The sequence below is a fragment of the Salinibacterium sp. AL4.1 genome, from assembly GCF_059767305.1.
This window is the reverse complement of the sequence record NZ_JBSOQK010000002.1, coordinates 1-19,138: the sequence shown is the minus strand read 5'-3', so window position 1 is coordinate 19,138 and position 19,138 is coordinate 1. Positions and strand designations below refer to the sequence as shown.

At 61.4% G+C, this 19,138-nt stretch carries 21 protein-coding genes and 1 other RNA gene; 13 read left to right on the top strand and 9 right to left on the bottom strand.

All coding sequences use genetic code 11. The annotated features are described in order from the left end of the window. The first annotated feature begins 12 nt into the window (after positions 1 to 12). Entirely contained in the window at positions 13 to 747 is a 735-nt protein-coding gene (locus ACWTV3_RS09495; protein ID WP_498477977.1) for an Ltp family lipoprotein, read from the top strand. A 162-nt stretch (positions 748 to 909) separates the two neighbouring features. Here the strand turns inward: ACWTV3_RS09495 and ACWTV3_RS09490 are convergent, their stop codons facing one another. Next, the gene (locus ACWTV3_RS09490) at positions 910 to 2,244 is read right to left on the bottom strand and encodes an extracellular catalytic domain type 1 short-chain-length polyhydroxyalkanoate depolymerase (protein ID WP_498477976.1); all 1,335 of its coding nucleotides are present in this window, start codon (positions 2,242 to 2,244) and stop codon (positions 910 to 912) included. 251 nt (positions 2,245 to 2,495) lie between these two features. On the opposite strand from ACWTV3_RS09490, the gene ACWTV3_RS09485 reads away from it, so the two are divergent. The 7 genes from ACWTV3_RS09485 to ACWTV3_RS09455 all read left to right on the top strand — a co-directional run bounded on the left by ACWTV3_RS09485 (position 2,496) and on the right by ACWTV3_RS09455 (position 7,918). Then, complete coding sequence (locus ACWTV3_RS09485; RefSeq protein WP_498477975.1) at positions 2,496 to 3,542, top strand: Gfo/Idh/MocA family protein; 1,047 nt, start codon at positions 2,496 to 2,498, stop codon at positions 3,540 to 3,542. 123 nt (positions 3,543 to 3,665) lie between these two features. Further along, complete coding sequence (locus tag ACWTV3_RS09480; protein ID WP_498477974.1) at positions 3,666 to 5,528, top strand: BCCT family transporter; 1,863 nt, start codon at positions 3,666 to 3,668, stop codon at positions 5,526 to 5,528. 108 nt (positions 5,529 to 5,636) lie between these two features. After that, entirely contained in the window at positions 5,637 to 5,819 is a 183-nt protein-coding gene (locus tag ACWTV3_RS09475; RefSeq protein ID WP_205030391.1) for a hypothetical protein, read from the top strand. After that, entirely contained in the window at positions 5,819 to 6,232 is a 414-nt protein-coding gene (locus ACWTV3_RS09470) for a TadE/TadG family type IV pilus assembly protein (protein WP_498477973.1), read from the top strand. The genes ACWTV3_RS09475 and ACWTV3_RS09470 overlap by 1 nt, the downstream gene beginning before the upstream one ends. Beyond that, the gene (locus ACWTV3_RS09465) at positions 6,207 to 6,659 is read left to right on the top strand and encodes a hypothetical protein (RefSeq protein ID WP_498477972.1); all 453 of its coding nucleotides are present in this window, start codon (positions 6,207 to 6,209) and stop codon (positions 6,657 to 6,659) included. The genes ACWTV3_RS09470 and ACWTV3_RS09465 overlap by 26 nt, the downstream gene beginning before the upstream one ends. After that, positions 6,659 to 7,102 carry a Tad domain-containing protein gene (locus ACWTV3_RS09460; RefSeq protein WP_341620215.1) on the top strand — a complete coding sequence of 148 codons (444 nt, stop codon included), beginning with the start codon at positions 6,659 to 6,661 and terminating at the stop codon, positions 7,100 to 7,102. The genes ACWTV3_RS09465 and ACWTV3_RS09460 overlap by 1 nt, the downstream gene beginning before the upstream one ends. A 162-nt stretch (positions 7,103 to 7,264) precedes the next feature. Continuing rightward, a complete protein-coding gene (locus ACWTV3_RS09455) occupies positions 7,265 to 7,918 on the top strand; it encodes an SDR family oxidoreductase (RefSeq protein WP_498477971.1) in 654 nt (217 codons plus the stop codon). On the opposite strand, the gene ACWTV3_RS09450 is transcribed toward ACWTV3_RS09455, so the two are convergent. Then, entirely contained in the window at positions 7,908 to 8,555 is a 648-nt protein-coding gene (locus tag ACWTV3_RS09450; protein WP_498477970.1) for a LysE family translocator, read from the bottom strand. The two genes, ACWTV3_RS09455 and ACWTV3_RS09450, sit on opposite strands and share 11 nt — an antisense overlap. Positions 8,556 to 8,560: 5 nt before the next feature. Beyond that, entirely contained in the window at positions 8,561 to 9,817 is a 1,257-nt protein-coding gene (locus tag ACWTV3_RS09445; protein WP_498477969.1) for an MFS transporter, read from the bottom strand. A 98-nt stretch (positions 9,818 to 9,915) separates the two neighbouring features. Here ACWTV3_RS09445 and prfB point away from each other — a divergent pair, with 98 nt between their 5' ends. The 4 genes from prfB to smpB all read left to right on the top strand — a co-directional run bounded on the left by prfB (position 9,916) and on the right by smpB (position 13,480). Continuing rightward, positions 9,916 to 11,022, top strand: coding sequence for a peptide chain release factor 2 (gene prfB / locus ACWTV3_RS09440; protein ID WP_498477968.1), 1,107 nt, complete (start codon positions 9,916 to 9,918; stop codon positions 11,020 to 11,022). Between the two features lie 140 nt (positions 11,023 to 11,162). Continuing rightward, a complete protein-coding gene (ftsE, locus tag ACWTV3_RS09435) occupies positions 11,163 to 11,975 on the top strand; it encodes a cell division ATP-binding protein FtsE (RefSeq protein ID WP_498477967.1) in 813 nt (270 codons plus the stop codon). After that, positions 11,972 to 12,889 (top strand): permease-like cell division protein FtsX, encoded by a 918-nt coding sequence (gene ftsX, locus ACWTV3_RS09430; RefSeq protein ID WP_498477966.1) that lies wholly within the window; start codon positions 11,972 to 11,974, stop codon positions 12,887 to 12,889. Before ftsE ends, ftsX begins: the two co-directional genes overlap by 4 nt. A 111-nt stretch (positions 12,890 to 13,000) precedes the next feature. Then, positions 13,001 to 13,480, top strand: a complete 480-nt coding sequence (gene smpB / locus ACWTV3_RS09425; protein WP_100389855.1) for an SsrA-binding protein SmpB — start codon at positions 13,001 to 13,003, stop codon at positions 13,478 to 13,480. A gap of 63 nt (positions 13,481 to 13,543) precedes the next feature. Here the strand turns inward: smpB and ACWTV3_RS09420 are convergent, their stop codons facing one another. Together ACWTV3_RS09420 and ACWTV3_RS09415 are read right to left on the bottom strand one after the other, a co-directional pair. Further along, the gene (locus ACWTV3_RS09420) at positions 13,544 to 14,215 is read right to left on the bottom strand and encodes an SIMPL domain-containing protein (protein ID WP_498477965.1); all 672 of its coding nucleotides are present in this window, start codon (positions 14,213 to 14,215) and stop codon (positions 13,544 to 13,546) included. A 2-nt stretch (positions 14,216 to 14,217) separates the two neighbouring features. Further along, positions 14,218 to 14,490: a glutaredoxin domain-containing protein gene (locus ACWTV3_RS09415; protein ID WP_498477964.1), complete on the bottom strand. Its 273-nt coding sequence runs from the start codon at positions 14,488 to 14,490 to the stop codon at positions 14,218 to 14,220. Positions 14,491 to 14,695: 205 nt separating this feature from the next. Here ACWTV3_RS09415 and ssrA point away from each other — a divergent pair. After that, positions 14,696 to 15,070: a transfer-messenger RNA gene (gene ssrA / locus ACWTV3_RS09410) on the top strand. 87 nt (positions 15,071 to 15,157) lie between these two features. On the opposite strand, the gene galK is transcribed toward ssrA, so the two are convergent. The 4 genes from galK to ACWTV3_RS09390 all read right to left on the bottom strand — a co-directional run bounded on the left by galK (position 15,158) and on the right by ACWTV3_RS09390 (position 19,070). Beyond that, positions 15,158 to 16,348, bottom strand: a complete 1,191-nt coding sequence (gene galK, locus ACWTV3_RS09405) for a galactokinase (RefSeq protein WP_498477963.1) — start codon at positions 16,346 to 16,348, stop codon at positions 15,158 to 15,160. Further along, the gene (gene galT / locus ACWTV3_RS09400; protein ID WP_498477962.1) at positions 16,345 to 17,454 is read right to left on the bottom strand and encodes a galactose-1-phosphate uridylyltransferase; all 1,110 of its coding nucleotides are present in this window, start codon (positions 17,452 to 17,454) and stop codon (positions 16,345 to 16,347) included. Before galT ends, galK begins: the two co-directional genes overlap by 4 nt. Next, positions 17,451 to 18,428: a UDP-glucose 4-epimerase GalE gene (gene galE / locus ACWTV3_RS09395; RefSeq protein ID WP_498477961.1), complete on the bottom strand. Its 978-nt coding sequence runs from the start codon at positions 18,426 to 18,428 to the stop codon at positions 17,451 to 17,453. Before galE ends, galT begins: the two co-directional genes overlap by 4 nt. 156 nt (positions 18,429 to 18,584) lie before the next feature. Beyond that, positions 18,585 to 19,070, bottom strand: coding sequence for a GNAT family N-acetyltransferase (locus tag ACWTV3_RS09390; protein WP_498477960.1), 486 nt, complete (start codon positions 19,068 to 19,070; stop codon positions 18,585 to 18,587). Positions 19,071 to 19,138: the final 68 nt, after the last annotated feature.

Below are 19,138 nucleotides of genomic sequence, written 5' to 3'. Positions count from 1 at the left end.
CATACTGACTTCATGACGAATACTTCGATGCCCGACTCGACGCCACCACCGCCACCATTCGTGCCGCAGGCATCTCAGGTTTCACCGAAGCCCGCTGCTGGGCTTGCGATCGCAGGGCTCGTAGTCGGAGCTGTTGCTTTTTTCTCCGGGTGGGTCCCGGTCATGGGATTTCTTCTGGGCGCCGCAGCGATAGTGCTCGCAATATTGGCCCTACGCAAAAAGCAGAATAAGGTCCTATCTATCATCGCTATTGCGCTTGGTGGCATTGCTGCTCTGACTTCATTCATCACCACTATCGTGCTGATCGCAGGGCTCGCGTCGAGTCCTGCTTCGCTGAGTTCTGAGTACGAGTTGGAGCCCGTTGCCACACCGTCGGTTTTGCCCACTTCGACGCCGACGGCCGAAGCTGAGCCGGAGCAAACGCCGGAACCAGTCGCTGAGCCTGAAGAGCCGACGCTCACTACCTCGCAATCTAATGCGGTGCGGTCAGGTGAGTCTTATCTGGACTACACGGGATTCTCACGCTCCGGTCTCATCGGCCAGCTCGAATATGAGGGGTACAGCACCGCTGACGCGACATTCGCGGTCGACTACATCGCCCCCGACTGGAACCATCAAGCAGCGGTCACAGCGGAGTCGTACCTCGATTATTCTTCGTTCTCGCGTCAGGGACTCATCGACCAGTTGCTCTATGAGGGGTTTTCTCAAGCACAAGCTGAATACGGCGTTACCGAAGCGGGCTACTGAGTCGAGCACACCGCGACTCAGGTCGCGTCACGCAGGTGTGCCGCTAAGAGGCCCGCACCTGTCTTCCTGCGATGAAGATGTTGAATCCACTGCGGTCGCGAGTTAGCGGTAGCCGGTGCTCGCCGGCTACCGCTAACCTCACTTGTTGAGCGGTAAATTCCGCTAGCTGCAGCTCGCCGTCTTCACCCAACTCGTTGCAGAGATCTGCGAGAGGCTCGTAATCGTCGCATCTCCCTGACCGAGGTAGCTCAGCGATCCCTTCGCGTAATACGGGTTGTAAGGATTGACCCCGTAGGCGAAGGCTCGCCCCGCCGCCGCATGCTGGGCATTGGTCGCAGTGAAGCACGTGACAGGTTCAGGATCCGGCGTGGGCGTTGGCGTGGGCGTTGGCGTCGAAGTGGGAGTCGGCGTGGGGGTGGGCGTCGGCCCTGGCGTTCCGGTCCGGTCAACGCGACGGTTGTTGTCAAAGAAGAACCCCGTCACGTACGCCGGGTAGTCAACGCTGTTCGCGTTGATATACGTTCCTCCCGTGCCTGCGCCCGCCGGCCAGTTGTGGCCGAGGTTCGAGTTCTGAATCACCGACACCCGTGGCCCCGCGGCATCCGAATAGAGCGTGCCCGAGCCGGCGGTGTTGTTGCCTGCCAAGCCGCTCAAACTAAACGTTGACGTGCTGGAGGCCCCGTAGATGCCGGCCATGATCTGGCCATTCAGGGTGTTGTAGCCAGTGGAGACGGTGGAGTCGTTGCTGCCGTAGATCACCGAGGTGAGTTGGGTCGAGAAGGCGGCAGAGTTCGCGCTACCGAAACTGGTGCACGTGGTCGTACCCTGTGTCTTCGATACGGCGACGCTCGAGATTTGGCCAGACGTGGTGCCCACCGTAGGGCCAGCGTTGATGCCCATTCCCGCAAAGATGTCGGGGGCGAGGCATCCCATCACCATCGTTTCTCCACCGCCGGATGACAGCCCAGAAATGTAGACCTGATCGGCATCGATCCCGAGAGAGACGCGCGCGCTCAGCGTTGTGGCGAGGTTCAGCAGATTGTCGTCATGCCGTGCGGGGTTGCTGCGCGAATGATTCGAGTCGTAGTAATCCCAGCAGCCGAACACAACGCCGCCGTTCGGGGCATCGGGGAGCGCGACGATCATTCCGTAGTCTTCGGCAGCCGCTACCCAGTTGGCGTTCGCTTGAAAGTCGCTCGCTTTCTGCGCGCAGCCGTGGAGGCTGATCATGAGGGCGCGTCCGGCCGGCAGTTCGGCGGCAGTGGATGGCGTGTAGATGCGGGTGCTCATCCCGGCGACTGTTTCGGTGCTCCACGTGCCCGGAACGGTGCCGGAGCCGCCGGGGTCGGACGAGTTGCTGCACCCCGGCAGCATCTCGAAGCCGGGTGGACACGTGATCGCTTGGGCCGCGAGTGGGGCTCCCGCCAGCGTGGCGCTAACGAGGGCGAGAGAGGCGAGTACTGCCGGGATGGCGAGCCGGCGCTTAACAGTGGACATTCGGAATACCTCCGCACGTCGCAATGCGGTCTTCGCTCCGTGCGTCATTGCGCGGATGTCCCGGCCGCATTGCGCGCCGCGACGAAACCGCGACGCTGACGGCAGCCGCAGTCAAGCGACGGACCGTCGGAATCACCGTACAGTGAAACCTGAATCATGTCTCAGGTTTTCCACAGGCAACGCGATACCAGTGGGTGCGGCTCCTAGACTGGTCGAGGCCTGCGCCGCCGCAGCCCTCCCCGACGAGAAGGATGCTTGTGTTCCCCACCACTTTCCCGGCCCCGATCATTCCTGCAGCAGACTCCGTTCCAGCGCTGCGCTGGGGCATCATGGCTCCCGGTGGAATCGCCGCGACATTCGCAGAGGCGGTGCACGCGCACACTGAGCAGCAGCTCGTGGCCGTGGCATCCCGCAGCCTTGATCGTGCCCAAGACTTTGCGAACACCTGGGGTATCGAGAAGGCCTACGGCGACTACGCCGAGCTGCTGGCCAACCCCGACGTCGACGTGATTTACATCGCCGCGCAGCAGCACGTTCACCGCGATCTAGCGCTGCAGTCGATCGCTGCGGGCAAGCACATTCTGGTGGAGAAACCGTTCGCCATGACCGGTGCCGAAGCGCGCGAGATTGTGGCCGCAGCCCGGGCCGCCGGGGTGTTCGCGATGGAAGCGATGTGGACTCGCTACCTGCCCCAAACCTCAATCATCAACCAACTTGTTGCCGACGGAACCTTGGGCGATATTCACCTCGTCACCGCCGACCACGGTCAGCACATTCCTGAGGGGCACCGAGTTCGCTCGCTCGAGAGCGGGGGAGGAGCCCTGCTCGACCTCGGCATCTATCCCATCGCCTTCGCGTCACAGATTCTGGGCGCGCCTTCTGCCGTGCACAATGTCGGCTCGCTCATCGAGAGTGGGGTGGATGCCCAATCCCTTCTTACTCTCAGCTACGCGGGCGCGGCTCAGGCCCAGCTCAACACCACGCTGCTCGCGCGCACACCGATCACGGCATCCGTCGCGGGCACCGAGGCGCTGCTGCAGGTGGGCAATGGCTTCTTCACGCCCACCTCGCTGACCCTCTCGAAGCCCGGCTTCAACGGAGAATCAATTCACTGGAAAGACGAGACCGGTGTGGTTGGCCACCGCGGGCTCAGCTACCAAGCCACGGCGCTCGCCGGTTTTGTGGCGCAGGGTTTCACTGAGTCGCCGGTGCACTCGCTTGACGAAACCGTCGCCATCCTCGACACGATCGATTCAGCTCGCTGGCAACTCGGGTACCGCTTCGGCTCCGAACAGTAAAGCGATGGGCGCGGCCAATGCTGCGCCCGCTAACCATGTATTGCAGACTGCGATTACGCTACTAGAACTCGATGTCTACGCTCGTAGCCCATCGAGCAGTGACCCCACGCGATCGGAGATCTCATGACCGCAGAATCGACCATCCCCGCAGAGCCCGAGGTTCCGGACCGTCCAACCGCTACACGCATGCTCGCACCGTGGGTTTTCTGGCCCGCAGCGGGGCTCATCATTGCGATCACGGCGTTCTCGATCATTGCTCCGAACCTCGCGAATGCAGTGTTTAACACACTGCAGTCCAGCGTTATCAACTCATTCAGCTGGTACTACGTGCTTATTGCGGCGTTCTTCGTTGCGTTCGCGCTGTGGCTGGGCTTCAGCCGCTACGGCGACATCAAACTCGGCAAAGATGATGACGAGCCCGAATTTTCGATGATCGCCTGGATCTCCTTCCTGTTCGCCGCGGGCATGGGAATCGGTCTCGTCTTCTACGGCGTCGCCGAGCCCCTCAGTCATTTCGCGAACCCGCGCCCCGGGGTGAGCGGCACCGAGATCCAGCTTGCGCAGCAGGCGATGAGTCAAACCTTCCTGCACTGGGGAGTACACGCCTGGGCTATCTACGTCGTTGTTGGCCTCGCGCTCGCCTACGCCATCCATCGTCGCGGGCGCCCCATCTCGATCCGCTGGACTCTGGAGCCGCTACTCGGCAAGCGCGTTCGCGGTGGCTGGGGCAACCTCATCGACGTCATCGCGCTCGTCGGTACGGTATTCGGAGTTGCGACTTCGCTCGGTCTTGGTGTTCTTCAGATTTCCGCCGGTCTCGAAAAGACGGGGATCGCCGAGTCAAATCTCACGACTCAGATCGCCGTGATCGTCGTTATCGTTGCCTTCACGATTCTGTCGTTGGTGTCCGGCATCGGCCGCGGCATGAAGTGGTTGTCGACCACCAACCTTCTGTTGGCCGCTGTGCTCCTCGTGTTCCTTCTCATCGTGGGTCCGACAGCATTCTTGTTCCGTGAGTTCGTGCAGTCGATGGGTAACTATCTCCAAGACTTCATCGGCCTCGCTTTCAACGTCAGTGCCTACCAGGGCGATGCTGGCGAACAGTGGCAGGCCGGGTGGACAACCTTCTACTGGGGTTGGTGGATGTCGTGGGCCCCGTTCGTCGGTGTCTTTATTGCGCGTGTCTCCAAGGGCCGCACCGTGCGCGAGTTTGTGGGCGGCGTCATGCTCGTTCCCACCGTGCTCACGTTCCTCTGGTTCAGTGTTCTTGGCGGCAACGCGATCTACCGTGAGCTCTACGGTCAGGGTGGGCTCGTTGCTGCCGACGGATCGGTGGATGCCGATTCCGCTCTCTTCGATCTGCTCGCCGGTCTCCCGGCAGGCACCGCTCTCACATTCGGAGCCATCCTGCTGATCGGAATTTTCTTCGTCACCTCAGCCGATTCCGGCGCGCTCGTGATGTCGATGATCGCCACCGGTGGCTCTGCGGAACCGCTCAAGCGCATCCGCGTCTTCTTCGCTCTATTGGCGTCGCTCTTGGCTATCGCACTGTTGGTCACGGGTGGGCTTCAAACCTTGCAGACCGCAGCAATTCTCTCGGCGCTGCCCTTCAGCGTGGTGATGCTGATGATGTGTGCGGCGACCGTAACGGCGTTCAGCCGAGAGCGGCGAGCGTACGAGCGGGCTCAGCGGGCTCAGTTCGTGGATCACATCGGAACGTTCTACGGCCTCGAGGTCGAAGAGCCACTGTTGCGAGACACTGTGCACCCGCTTCGCGCTGCGCTTGATCGTCTTCGCAAGAAGGCCGCGAAGTCGGGCGGCGGAATCTCGCAGGTCACCGAAGATGCGATTCTGGCTGACACCGGCTTGGTATCGCCCGACAACATCGCCCAGGCAGACGCGATCGTCGAAGACGAAGTGGCGAGGCTTCAGGCTTTGCAATCGGAGCTGCGGTCCAAACTCCCGCGAGACACCTCTTCCGAATAGTGGGTGGCGAGCGGCCGGAGCAGATTCTGGCCGCTCGCTTTCTCGTTGTGGAAAGTCTTCACGCACATTTGTGTTTCGCTCAATGATTGCAGAGTGAAATCATCTCAATTGCTTCTGAAGAGCGGGCTTACCCGAGGCACCCGATCGCTCACCTCAGAACGAGGAGACGTGCCGGGCTGGGTGCTGATCACGCTGATGACCGCAGGTCTGGTCATCATCATTTGGGGCCTCGCTGGCCCCGCACTCAGCTCGGTTTTCCAACAGGCCATTGATCGCGTCACCGGCTTCTAATGCCAGAGCGGTGGCGCCAGAGAGTGCGCCGGCTGCACGCTGATCAGTCCGGTTCGGCGGTCGTCGAGTTCGTGCTCGTCTCAGCGCTGCTAACCGTATTGACGCTCAGCGTTATTCAGCTGGCGCTGGCCCTCCACATCCGCAATACGGTTCTGGATGCCGCGGCAGAGGGTGCGCGTTATGCCTCCCTTGCCGACACGTCGTTGGCCGATGGCGTGACTCGCACTCGTGACCTCATCTCTACGGCGCTGTCTCCCGGCTATGCGTCGGATGTCAGCGCCGCCACGACCACTCACCTCGGGCAGCCCGCCGTCATTATCACCGTCAACACTCCGTTGCCACTCATCGGCTTGGTCGGTATCGAGAACGGGTTGGAGGTGTCAGCTCATGCAGCTCTCGAACAGGTTCGCTAGCGAGCGCGGCTCGGCATCGCTCGAGTTCATCACGGTGGGCCTCGTAATGCTGGTGCCGCTCGTCTATCTCGTGCTCACGATGTCCTCGATTCAGGCGGGAGCTCTGGCGGCAGAGGGAGCCGCCCGGCAAGCTGCCCGAGTCTTCGTGCAGGCGCAGACTCTAGAGCAAGCGAATGCGGCGGCATCGAGCGCGGTGCAGTTCGCCCTCGACAATCACGGTGTTGATGCCGCTGATGCTGCGGTCACGATCACGTGCGCGCCCGATCCCGGTGACTGTCTCGCGCGTAAGAGCTTCGTCACCGTGCAGGTCGCGATCGCGGTGGATCTCCCGCTGGCCCCACCCGTGCTCACCGGCAACTTCCCGCTCCAGGTTCCGTTGGACGCCGCCGCGACTCAGCAGGTGTCTCAATTCGCGGGGTCTCGCTAATGAATACTTCGCCAAGGATGCGCGACGACGATGGATCGGCGCTCGTACTCACGATCTTCTACGGTTTCCTTTCCCTCGTTCTCATTTTTCTCGTTGTCGCGGCAACGTCGCTGTATCTCGAACGCAAACGGCTGTTCAGCCTCGCGGATGGCGCGGCTCTCGTGGGCGCGGAATCCTACGATCTCGACGACGTGGTGCGCACACCGCAGGGCTTCCGGCCGCAGCTCGAGCCAGCGAAGGTAGCGAGTGCGGTGGGGGAGTATTTGGCCGCGGCGCCCACTGCCGAGTTCGAAGGCCTCAGTGTGGAGCAGGCGACGAGTCTCGACGCCTCAAGCGCGACAGTTTCCTTGTCGGCGTATTGGCGGCCTCCCTTCGTATCGCTGCTCGTTCCGGAGGGCGTGCGCATTGAAGTGACGGCGAGCGCCCGGTCAATCTTTTCGTAACTCCGCTCAGCGCGCACTCGGCCAACGTAGGGGTCGCGTGAGGGTGGCGTACGGAAACCGCATGAGTGACGGTCGAGTTCTGTCCAGCCAACAGTGAGCTTGGCTCCGTACCGTTGAGCGTGCATCCCACGCGGGTGCGCCACCGAAGCAAAGGAGTTAGCCATGAAACGTATCGCTATCGTCGGAGGCCACGGCAAGATTGCCCTGAGCTTGGCCGAGCTTCTCACCTCACGCGGTCATGCTGTGCATTCGCTCATCCGCAAACCGGAACAAGAAGCTGACATCAGCGCCACCGGAGCTATGCCGGTCATCGCCGACATCGAGCAGTTGAGTGCCGAAGAGCTGTCCGAGATTTTCACCGGCCATGACGCGGTTGTTTTCTCCGCGGGTGCTGGCGGGGGCAGCCCCGAACGTACCTACTCTGTCGACCGCGATGCGGCCATCCGAACCATGGATGCTGCGGCCCACGCCGGTGTCATGCGTTACGTCATGGTCTCGTACAAGGGTGCCGGTTTCGACCATGGTGTTCCCGAAGACAACGATTTCTTCGCGTATGCCCAGGCGAAAGCTGAAGCGGATGACCACCTCCGCAAGGGGCCGTTGCATCACACAATCGTCGGCCCGGGTTCCCTCTCCAGCGAACCCGCTTCGGGAGCGATCGGCCTCGGAGACGACGCCACCGATGAGCACACGAGTCGTGACAACGTTGCCCGCGTGCTCGCTGAGGTGATCGATGCTGACAACACCATCGGTCAGACGATCGAGTTCACCGATGGCTCAACGCAGATTTCGGATGCGATCGCCGCTATTCACTAGCGTGCGGAATGAACAGTGAACCCACTCCCAGCGCGATCAGGGCTATGCCGCCGATCGCGCTGAGGGTGGTGATTCGCTGAGGGGAGCGTGCGAACCAATCGCGCGCAAACCCCGCGGCAACTGCCCATGATGTATCCGACACGACAGCAATAGCCATGAACAGTAGTCCCAGTACCAGCAGTTGAAGCTGCACATTGCCGGCTCCGAAGCTCACGAACTGCGGCAGTACCGCCACGAAGAACACGGTGGCTTTTGGGTTCGTGATGCCCACGACGAAACCCTGGCTGAAGATTCGCCAGCGTGATTGCACTCGGGGAGCTGCGGCATCCGTCGCGGTGTGGTCGTTACGGTGTCGAATGGCCTGCACGCCCAAATAGATCAGGTACGCGGCGCCTAGGTATTTGACGATCGTGAAGGCGACCACCGACTGAGCAATAACGGTTCCCACGCCGAAGGCGACAGCGAAAACCAGCACGACGCCGCCCGTAGCGTTGCCGAGCGAACTGATGATGCCGCCCATCTTGCCGAGCGAAAGCGATCGGCCGATGAGAAAAAGTACACTCGGGCCGGGGATCAGAATGATCGGGAGTGCCACCAGCACGAACGCGATGAGGTTGCTGGTGGGGATAGCGGTCACGGCGGCTACCGCTGAGGTTTCTGGATGTAGCGGGGCACGTAGCGCAGCATAATGCCGGCGCCGACGAGGCCAAGAATTCCAATCGCTCCGGCCGCGACCGAGATCGACGCGACTGCGGTAATCCCCGCAATAAGCAGCGGTGAGGCTGCCTGCCCAACGCCACCGGTGAAGCGCCATGCACCAAGGAAGGGAGCGGGGTTGGCCGGGGGAGCGAGATCCGCGCCGAGCGTCATCAGAATTCCACTGCCAAGGCCGTTCGCGAGCGACAGGAACATCGCGGCGAAAATGAACCACGCGGTGTTCGCGCTCACGTCGTGGGTGACCGAGAGTACGAGGTGGCCGAGCCCGAGGCCAACGAGTGAGGGCACTGCTGTCCAGAGGCGGCCGAAGCGATCCATGATTTGGCCACCGGTATAGAAGAGGGCGAAGTCCACGGCGCCGGCGATACCGATGATGATCGCCGTGTTGGTGTCGGCCAGGCCGATGCTCACGGCCCAGAGCGGCAAGATCACTTGGCGGCTCGCGCGCATGGCGCCGATCACAGCGGCACCGAGGCCGAGGCGCGAAAGCAGAGCGCGGTTACGGCGAACCGTTGCGAAGAGACCGTGTGATTCCTTCTCCACAAGCGCCTCGCCATCCCGCGGTACACGGTTGTTGACTCGCGAGGTGTGCACGGCGCCAAAGGTCGTCGCGGGGTCGGGCAGTAAGAGCAGCACGGCGGCGGCGGCGATAGCGGCCACCACGTGAATCCAGAAGGCGGCGAAAACTGTGCCGGTGAGATGGATGACGCCCGCCGAAATGAACGGTCCGATGAAGACGCCGAGGCGGAAGGTTCCGCCCAGCGTCGAGAGCGCGCGGGCACGGTAGGCCACTGGAACAAAGCTGGTCAAAAAAGCATGCCGCGCGAGGGCGAATACGGCGGCGGCCAGGCCGAGCAGCAGCACGCCAAAGCCGAGTGCCACAGGGTTGGGCGCAAGAATCGCAATCACGACTCCGATGATCGAAAGCGCGCTCGCGCCAATCATGGCCGGTCGTTCGCCGATGCGGGAGATGAGCCATCCACTCGGGATGTTGCCGAAGAGTTCGCCAATGGTCAGCACCGCCGCCACTAGACCAGCAATCGCCAGCGTGGCTCCCAAGCTGTCAGCGGCAATCGGAATCAGCGGAATAATCGCGCCCTCACCGATGGAAAACAGCAGCGTCGGCAAAAGAACGGGCAGTCCGATCGAACGCCAGCTAAAGGGTTGTTCTGTTGTGCTCATCGCCCTCAATCGTAGGGCGTGAGCGTTCATCTCCGAGCATCGCTCGCTGGTGCAGAACCACGTGCCAGTCAGCCTTCGCGGGTAGTCTGGTGAGCGACATGGATGAACTGGACTTTTCTGACGACATCGCGGCGCTGCGTTCCACTTTTGCGGACATTAGCCAGGTAGTCGACCCTGACCGCCTCGAGTCGGAGATCGCGCGCCTCAGCGAAGCAGCCGGTGCCCCCGATCTGTGGGATGACACCGACAAGGCGCAGAAGGTGACGAGCGACCTCAGCCATCGTCAGGCCGAGCTCGCCAAAATCAACTCCATTTCCAACCGTCTTGACGACCTCGAGATCATGGTCGAGCTCGCGAATGAAGAAAATGACGAGCAGGCTGCAGCGGATGCTCGCACTGAGCTCGCTGGCATCCGTAAGACTCTCGGCGACCTCGAGGTACAAACTCTCTTGAACGGCGAGTTTGACCAGCGGCCCGCCGTCATCACAATTCGTGCAGGGGCCGGAGGCGTCGACGCCGCCGACTTTGCCGACATGCTCTTCCGCATGTACCTGCGCTACGCCGAGCAGCACTCTTACCCGACGCGCGTGCTCGACACGAGCTATGCCGAAGAAGCGGGCATCAAGTCGGCAACCTTTGAGGTCGACGCTCCGTTTGCTTTCGGAACGCTCAGCGTCGAAGCCGGCACGCATCGCCTCGTGCGCATGAGCCCCTTCAACTCAGCGGGCAAGCGCCAGACCAGCTTTGCTGCGGTTGAGGTTGTTCCGCTGATTGAGACGACGGATGTTGTCGAAGTTCCCGAGAACGACATCCGCGTCGATGTCTTCCGTTCTTCCGGTCCGGGTGGCCAGTCGGTGAACACGACGGACTCCGCGGTGCGCATCACTCACTTACCGACCGGAATCGTGGTGAGCTGTCAGAACGAGAAGAGTCAGATTCAGAACCGTGCGGCCGCTATGCGTGTGCTTCAGTCGCGTTTGCTGCTCCTGCAGCGCGAGCAAGAGGCTGCCACGAAAAAGGAAATCGCGGGAGTAATCACGGCGAGCTGGGGCGACCAGATGCGCAGCTACGTTTTGGCGCCGTACCAAATGGTGAAAGACCTCCGCACCGAGTACGAGGTCAACAATCCTTCAAACGTGTTCGATGGCGATCTCGACGGCTTCATCTCGGCAGGAATCAAGTGGCGCAAACGCGTCATCGAATAACCACGACCGTTCGGTCTAGCTAGGGCTCCGCTGGTCAGTCGTTCGCTGCCGGTGTGCCCTGAACTGGGCCACCCTGTGAGTATGTGCCTGCGGTGCGTCGCTGCCGAGTTCTCAGGTGCGGCTCTTTAGGCTGGCTCCAAATGATTCGTTTTGATTCTGTTTCGAAGTCGTATCCGGGCACGACACGACCGGCGCTGAACTCTGTTGACCTTGAGATCCTCAAGGGCGAGTTCGTGTTTTTGGTTGGCGCATCCGGCTCGGGCAAGTCGAGCTTTTTGCGGCTGATCCTCAAAGAGGAGAACCCCACGAAGGGTTCCATTCACGTGCTCGGTCAGCACCTGAATACGCTGTCAAGCCGCAAGGTGCCCTATTTCCGTCGCAACCTTGGCGTGGTCTTCCAAGACTTCCGTCTGCTGCCCAACAAGACGGTCTTCGACAATGTGGCGTTCACGCTGCAGGTCATCGGCAAGAGCCGGGGCTTCATCCAAGAAGCTGTTCCGGATGCTCTCAAGATGGTCGGCCTCGCTGGCAAGTCGAATCGTTTTCCTCATGAACTTTCGGGTGGTGAGCAGCAGCGTGTGGCCATCGCTCGTGCTGTGGTGAACAAGCCCGCCATCATGCTCGCGGATGAGCCGACCGGAAACCTTGACCCGGCGACCGCTGCGGGAATCATGACACTCCTCGAGCGGATCAACCTCGGCGGCACTACCGTCTTGATGGCTACCCACGATGCTGGCATCGTCGACCAAATGAAGCGCCGCGTTATCGAGCTCATCGGCGGCCAGATTGTGCGTGACGAGCTGCAGGGCGGGTACCAAACGCAGGCTGTTCCTACTCAGGGGCGAGTTCCGCATCCCGCCGCAAGCAAGCCGGCTTCCGCCACGACCACGCAGGCTCCGCCGCAGCGTCCTACCGTGCAGTCGTCTTCGCAGGGTGAGGGGCTCGACGCATGAGGCTCGGACTGATCTTAGGAGAGGTCGGCAGCGGACTGCGCCGCAACCTCTCGATGGTGGTTTCCGTCGTTCTGGTGACCTTTATCTCACTCACGTTCGTGGGTGCATCCATTCTTCTGCAGATGCAAATCGGGCAGATGAAGGGCTACTGGTACGACCGCGCGCAAGTGGCGGTCTACATGTGCACTGAAATCGACACGACCGGCAATTGCACCCTGGCTGAGGCGACGGAAGATCAAATCGCGGCAGTGCAGCAACAGCTCGATTCACCGACACTCGCCCCGTATATCAATGAGGTCGAGTTCGAGACGCATGAGCAGGCGTACGAGAACTTCAAAGAGCAGTTTGCCGACACCACCTTTGAAGGCATCATCACGCCGGAGTCTCTCAACGAGAGTTTTCGGGTGAACCTCGTCGATCCGGAGCAGTCCGATGTTCTCATCGAGAGCCTGTCGGGGCTTGCGGGAGTCGAAAGCGTTGAAGATCAACGAGCCTATTTGGAGCCGATCTTCGCGATCCTGAACGCCGCCAGCTACACCGCAATTGGGGTCGCCGGGCTGATGCTCATCGCCGCGGTCTTGTTGATTGCGACCACAATTCGACTCAGTGCCTTCTCGCGAAGGCGAGAACTCGGCATCATGAGGCTGGTGGGGGCATCAAACCGGTTCATTCAAACGCCGTTCATTCTCGAGGGAGTGTTCGCATCATTGATCGGTTCTGTGCTCGCCGGTGGTGCGATCGTGGCGATCGTTCAGTTCTTCGTTCGCGGCTATTTGGCCTCAACATTGCCGCTCAATACGAGCTTGTTGGGAATGGAAGAGGCGCTTCTCGTCGTGCCGATTCTCATCGCGGTGGGCGCCGGGCTGGCTGCCATTTCGGCGGGCGTCGCCATCAGCCGGTACTTGAAGGTATAGGTCGCTGCCTCTAGGTGTAGCCGCGGGGGCAGTCTCGCGCTAAACTGGTCTGCTGCACTGTCGGCACTCGCCGCAGTCGCGTGGCATCCGTATTTGAGAGAGAAGTGAACCATGCCCAAGGAAAGTGAGCGGAAGGTTGTTGCCAGCAACCGCAAGGCCCGCCACGATTACAGCATCGAAGACACCTATGAGGCTGGTCTTGTGCTGTCGGGCACGGAGGTCAAGTCTCTTCGGCTAGGGCGCGCCAGTCTCATCGATGGCTATGGCTTTATCGATGATCACTCCGAAGCCTGGCTGGATGCCGTGCACATTCCGGAGTTCTTTCAAGCATCGTGGACCAACCATCCTCCACGTCGCAAGCGCAAAATGCTGCTGCACAAAGAGCAGATTCTGAAGATCCACAACAAGATCAAGCAGGGTGGTTACACGCTCGTGCCGCTATCCATCTACTTCTTGGATGGCCGGGCCAAGGTCGAGCTTGCTGTTGCCAAGGGCAAGCGAGAGTACGACAAGCGCCAGACGCTGCGTGAACGCCAAGATAAGCGCGAGTCCGATCGTGCCATGGCGGCTCGCAAGAATATGGGCGAGTAGCTTGGTCTTTCTCGCTGGCTCGCTGCATGTCTATCGCGCTGTCTCGCGACAACGCGTTCTCGCCTAGCTGGCGTGAAAGCGAGCCTCGACGCTTGCGGCGACGGAGATCTTCTCCGGCTTAAGTGCCAGCTGGCCTCCGTCACCGGGGGCGCCCGTCATCCGCAGGGATGCCCGGGTTCCGCTGCCGGCGGAGAGAGAACCGGGGCCGACGTCAGCGAGCATTCCCGGATCGGCGATTGCTGTTGTGGTGACTTCAGAGAGCCCGACGCTTTCGGCATACTCGCGAGCCTTGGTATAGGCATCGATCACGGCAAGGTGCCGGGCGTCAGCGAGGGCCGCCCGAGTGGCTTCCTCGGTGAGTTCCCATTCGACAAGCGTGACGGTCGTGTGGTCGACGGCGCTCACGTATTCAATGAATAGCGCCAGAGCGTCGAAATCTCGAAAGCGAGCGATGTAGCCGATGGCGGCGGAGTAGACCAGGGGGAGTTGCTCCCCGGCGTTGTTCCACGGCCGTTGTGATGTCACGCGAACGGTGTCAGACGACCACCGCGTGATTGCACCATCGTTCGAGGCGAGCTGAGTGAGGAGGGCATGAACCCGGCCCGATGACTGCATGGCAGCATCGAATACTTCGCTCCGATCGGGGCCATCAATGGCTACCGATAGGTTCACGATGCCGCGTTCAGCAGCGTGCCACGACTCGTGCTCACCTCGAACGGTGATGACAAGAGGCATCGCTAGATAGCGCCGAGCTCTGCCAGTTTCGTCTTGAGGTCGTTATCGCTGGGCTCGACCTGGAAGGTTCCGTCCGTGAAATGAACAACGGGAATGTTGAGGCGACCGCTGATGGCGTGTGCGCGATCGGCAGCTGTCGGGTCCTTCTCGACATCGACCTTCTCCCACTCGATGTCGAGGGAGTTGAGGAGTGCTTCGGAGCGGCGGCAATCACGGCACCAGTCTGCTCCGTACATCGTCACTTTTGCGGGGTTAGCTGTAGTTGTTTCACTCATAACCCCAACCTACTTCTCGTCGACTGCATGTGGGCGGTGCGTTCGCTGGCAGCGTGCGCTGAGGCGGTGCGGCAGGTTCCACCCGCGCTCTTCGCTGTGTGCTTGCTCAACGGGCTGGTTTGTCTCAGGAATGTGACCTATCATTGAGGGCTGCCCATTCGTGAGCACTATTGATAACTCCACAGCGCGACAACGACCCACACAGGGGGATGATCGGTTTCGACATTGCCTGCAAAACTGTGAGAAGCGGGTCGAGAATGCAGCCTTATCTCGTTAACGATGACTGCAAACTATAAGTGCCAATTCAAAGCGCACTGACTTCGCCCTCGCTGCCTAAGCGAGCGCACTAAAGAAGTCCGTCAGACCGGGAATGCTCTCTACTCGGATTCTGGCGCAATTTAGAGAGATTGCTGCGTAGTTACGCCTGAGGGCTACGTGGGACTTGCACTCTGGCTGGGCTCGTTGACCTAGGTGCTTGTGGCAAAGGTCAGAGCCGAGTAGAACGTCTGCACAAGCTACACCCGTAGAAGGCATGGAATTACAGCAGTGGACGGGGGTTCAATTCCCCCCATCTCCACCACCGGTCGTTGTCGCGTTGTGAGAGTTCTTTCGCCAGCAGAGCAACTCTGCTGGCGAAAGATCTTTTCCACGAATCGTTCTGTGGCCGCTACTTTTTCGTGGCTGTTCCGCTGGTGCGCTCGGCACCGTGCGACGGAGTCACCGTGAAGGTGACGGGTTCCGTGTAACCAGCCGCGGCAAATGCTGCATGAACCGCAGATTCCACGGCCGTAACGAGAGCGTGCGGCACGAGGGCAATCGCTGCTCCGCCAAAGCCACCGCCGGTCATCCGGGCGCCGATGGCTCCGTTGTCGCGTGCCGTTTCCACGGCGAGGTCAAGTTCGGGAATCGAGATTTCGAAGTCATCGCGCATCGAGACGTGCGAGGCATCGAGCAGCGCCCCAATGGCGAGCGGGCCTTCGTTGCTCAGAGCCCGAACGGTGTCAAGCACTCGCTGGTTTTCGGTGACGACGTGGCGCACCCGGCGATAGGTAACGTCGTCGAGCAACTCTTTCGCGCGATCGAGGTCGGTGACGTTCACGTCGCGCAGCGAGGAAGCACCCATTGCGGCAGCTCCCGCTTCGCACGCGGCGCGACGTTCGGAGTAGCCGCCGGTGGCATGCGAGTGCGATACGCGCGTGTCCATGACGAGGATGCTCAACTCGGCTTTCGCCAGGCCAAGTGGCACTACTTCGGCGTCGAGCGAGCGGCAGTCGAGAAAGACCGCCGAATCGGTGGCGCCGAGGAGTGATGCCGATTGATCCATAATGCCGGTGGGAGCACCAACGACCTCATTTTCGGCAAGCTGTCCGACCTTGGCGAGTTTCTCGCGCGTAAAGCCGAGGCTCCAGAGGTCGTTGAGCGCCAGCGCAACCGAACTTTCGATGGCGGCGGATGACGACAACCCTGCCCCGACCGGAACGGTCGAGTCGATAAGAATGTCCACGCCGCTTACGCGGCTCAGGTCAGCGCCGTGCTGGCCGAGCGCCCAAGCGACCCCGAGCGGGTATGCGCTCCAGCCGGTGATCTCACCCGCAGCACGGGCCGCATCGAGAGCGGCGAGCTCGAACTGAACCGAGGTGTGGTCGAAGCTGCTCGTCACTCGAATAGTTCCGTCAGTGCGCAGACCGACAGCGGCGCGGGTGCGGCGGTCGATCGCGAACGGAAGCACGAAGCCTTCGTTGTAGTCGGTGTGTTCCCCGATGAGATTCACGCGGCCGGGCGCCGACCAGATTCCTTCCGGTGCGTGGCCGGTCAGTTCAGTGAAGTTCGTAATGAGGTCGTGTTCGGTGGTGCTCATGCGCGTTCGATGGCCTCTCGGATGGTGGCGGCTGCGGCTTCGGGCGTGACATCGCCAATCCAAGCGCCCATTGCCGATTCTGAGCCGGCGAGGTACTTCAGTTTGTCTGCCGAACGTCGCGGCGACGTCAGTTGAAGGTGCAAGCGGAAGGTATCGCGCGCTCGATTGACGGGAGCTTGATGCCAGGCCGCGATATATGGCGTGGGGGAGTCGTAAATGGCATCGACTCCGCGCAGCAGTTTCAAGTAAAGACTCGCGAGTTCATCACGTTCGGCTTCAGACGTCGCCGCGAAGTCGGGAACATGACGGTGCGGCATCATGTGAATTTCGATGGGCCAGCGCGCGGCGAAGGGCACGAATGCGGTCCAGTGTTCTCCGCTCAAGACCACACGATCACCCGCCCGTTCGAAGTCGAGAATGTCCTGAAACATCGTGGGCGACGTGCGCTCGATGGAGTCGAGGGTCCGCTGAGTTTTCGGAGTAATGTAGGGGTACGAGTAGATCTGGCCGTGAGGGTGAAGCAGCGTCACGCCGATCGCTTCACCTCGGTTCTCAAAGGGGAAGACCTGCTGCACGCCGTCGAGCGCGGAGAGCGCTCCGGTGCGGTCGGCCCACGCTTCGATCACTGTCCGGGCGCGGCTTTCGGTTTGTGTGCCGAATGATCCTTCATGATCGGGGCTGAAACATACGACCTCGCAGCGTCCGATGGAACTGCGTGTGCGACCCAGTCCGAGCTCTGCTAGATCGTCAAGGCCGGCGGGAGCGTTCTCGCTCCCGGCAAGAGCGGGCCCAAACGAGGGCGAGCGGTTCTCGAACACGGCAACGTCATAAACCGCGGGAACTTCGGAAGGGTTGCTCGCAGTTTGCGGCGCGAGGGGATCTTGATCGGCGGGCGGCAAAAACACACGGTTCTGGCGCGCTGCCGCGATCGATACCCATTCGCCGGTGAGGATGTCTTGGCGCATGGTCGCCGTGGCGGGGCGAGGGTCGAGCGTGCGGCTGTCGACCGAGCGCTCGTCGCCGAGCGTCGTGTCCGCATCATCGAAGTAAATGAGTTCGCGACCGTCATTCAAGGTCGTCGGGCGCTTAGTGATTTTTGCGGTCATTCCGCACTTCCTTCTTCTGCGCGCAGGCGGGCTTCCCAGGCGCTGCGGACCATCTCTTCGGCAGTGTGACGCATCTTCCAGTCCAGGTCGCGGGCGGCCAGGTCGCCGTTCGCGACGATGCGCGGCGGATCGCCGGCACGGCGATCGGCAATTTCTGGGGTGAAAGGGATGCCGGTCACGGATGCCACGGCCGTCATGATTTCGGCAACGGAGAGTCCGTCTCCGCTTCCCAAGTTGTAGGCCGGTTCGATGCTGTCGTGGGCTTCGAGACGTTGTGCTGCGGCCACGTGGGCTGCAGCGATGTCCGCGACGTGAACGTAGTCGCGCACGTTGGTGCCATCCGGCGTGGGGTAATCGTTACCGTTGATCCGGGGCGTGTTTCCGGCAACGAGCGCTTCGAATACGAGCGGGAACAGATTGTGGGGGCTCGTGTCATAAACCGCGGCATCTCCGGAACCGACAACGTTGAAGTAGCGAAGCGAGGTGTGGCGAAGACCGGTGGCGAGTTCCTGGTCGCGCAGCAGCCACTCACCGATGAGCTTCGATTCTCCGTAGGGGGAGAGAGGGGCCTTCACGGTCGCCTCGGTGACCTGGTCGACATCCGGGGTTCCGAACACGGCGGCGCTCGACGAGAAGACGATCTGTTCGACGTCGCACCCGGCCATCGCCTCGAGCAGTGCGAGGGTTCCGGTCACGTTCTGGGCGTAGGTGTGAAGGGGGCGGTTCACGGAGACGCCAGCGTATTTGAAGCCCGCTACGTGGATGACTCCCGTGACGTGGTGTGTCTTCATCGCATCCACGAGTGCGGCTTTGTCGAGGATGCTCGCCCGCACGAGGGGCACGCCCTCGGGAACGAACTTCTGGAATCCGCTCGAAAGGTCGTCCACGATTACGGTGTCTATTCCCGCGCTGATCAGGGCGCGCACCACGTGTGCGCCGATATAGCCGGCACCGCCGGTCACCATCCAAGTCATCGTCGTCCCTTGTGTCGAAGCAGCGGTGGAGCGGCGACTGCAGCTCTACACCCTGTGATTGTCCAATAATATGATTATTGGGTGTGCGCGTCTACTCTGAATGGCTGAGCCACGGGTTACGTGTCGTGGCTCCAGGTCGCCACGCGCCCCGGATCTCTAGCGACGAATAAGCCGAAGTTCCCGGATGTTCGGATTGAAGTCCATCTCCCGCACTATGCCGTCGCGCATGAAGCGGTTCTTGGCATAGAAGGCACGCGCGCGAGGGTTGTGCTCGAGTACCCACACGCTAGCTGGGGCGCCGCCGAGCGCCGCGTCGATCAGGGCTTGGCCGGCGCCAGTGCCGTGAGCACTGGCCAAGACATAAATCATCTTGAGTTCTTCGGCGGGGAGGTCCGGCTCGTCGCGATTGTGTTCTGCGTGCGCCAAGCCCACGATGACACCGTCAACTTCAGCCACGACGGAGGTGGTGTCGTGGTCGGTGAGCAATACGTTCCACATCGCCTCGCGGCGAGTACGCGACTCGGCGCCCCACGCTTGAGCCGGGAACAAGCCGGTATAGGTCTCTTGCCATGACTGTGTATGCACGGCGGCGAGCTCGGCGGCGTCGTCGAGTCGCGCGGCTCTGGTGGTGAAACTGGGCACCCAACTATCTTGGTGCACAGCGGGGAAGTCGCCGGCAAAAACACAGCCCGAGACCGGCCCCTATTCGA

Coding starts and splice junctions, on each gene's coding strand:
- ACWTV3_RS09495 (WP_498477977.1), top strand. CDS start 13: ATGACGAATACTTCGATGCCCGACTCGACGCCACCACCGCCACCATTC.
- ACWTV3_RS09490 (WP_498477976.1), bottom strand. CDS start 2,244: ATGTCCACTGTTAAGCGCCGGCTCGCCATCCCGGCAGTACTCGCCTCT.
- ACWTV3_RS09485 (WP_498477975.1), top strand. CDS start 2,496: ATGCTTGTGTTCCCCACCACTTTCCCGGCCCCGATCATTCCTGCAGCA.
- ACWTV3_RS09480 (WP_498477974.1), top strand. CDS start 3,666: ATGACCGCAGAATCGACCATCCCCGCAGAGCCCGAGGTTCCGGACCGT.
- ACWTV3_RS09470 (WP_498477973.1), top strand. CDS start 5,819: ATGCCAGAGCGGTGGCGCCAGAGAGTGCGCCGGCTGCACGCTGATCAG.
- ACWTV3_RS09465 (WP_498477972.1), top strand. CDS start 6,207: ATGCAGCTCTCGAACAGGTTCGCTAGCGAGCGCGGCTCGGCATCGCTC.
- ACWTV3_RS09460 (WP_341620215.1), top strand. CDS start 6,659: ATGAATACTTCGCCAAGGATGCGCGACGACGATGGATCGGCGCTCGTA.
- ACWTV3_RS09455 (WP_498477971.1), top strand. CDS start 7,265: ATGAAACGTATCGCTATCGTCGGAGGCCACGGCAAGATTGCCCTGAGC.
- ACWTV3_RS09445 (WP_498477969.1), bottom strand. CDS start 9,817: ATGAGCACAACAGAACAACCCTTTAGCTGGCGTTCGATCGGACTGCCC.
- prfB (WP_498477968.1), top strand. CDS start 9,916: ATGGATGAACTGGACTTTTCTGACGACATCGCGGCGCTGCGTTCCACT.
- ftsE (WP_498477967.1), top strand. CDS start 11,163: ATGATTCGTTTTGATTCTGTTTCGAAGTCGTATCCGGGCACGACACGA.
- ftsX (WP_498477966.1), top strand. CDS start 11,972: ATGAGGCTCGGACTGATCTTAGGAGAGGTCGGCAGCGGACTGCGCCGC.
- smpB (WP_100389855.1), top strand. CDS start 13,001: ATGCCCAAGGAAAGTGAGCGGAAGGTTGTTGCCAGCAACCGCAAGGCC.
- ACWTV3_RS09420 (WP_498477965.1), bottom strand. CDS start 14,215: ATGCCTCTTGTCATCACCGTTCGAGGTGAGCACGAGTCGTGGCACGCT.
- ACWTV3_RS09415 (WP_498477964.1), bottom strand. CDS start 14,490: ATGAGTGAAACAACTACAGCTAACCCCGCAAAAGTGACGATGTACGGA.
- galK (WP_498477963.1), bottom strand. CDS start 16,348: ATGAGCACCACCGAACACGACCTCATTACGAACTTCACTGAACTGACC.
- galT (WP_498477962.1), bottom strand. CDS start 17,454: ATGACCGCAAAAATCACTAAGCGCCCGACGACCTTGAATGACGGTCGC.
- galE (WP_498477961.1), bottom strand. CDS start 18,428: ATGACTTGGATGGTGACCGGCGGTGCCGGCTATATCGGCGCACACGTG.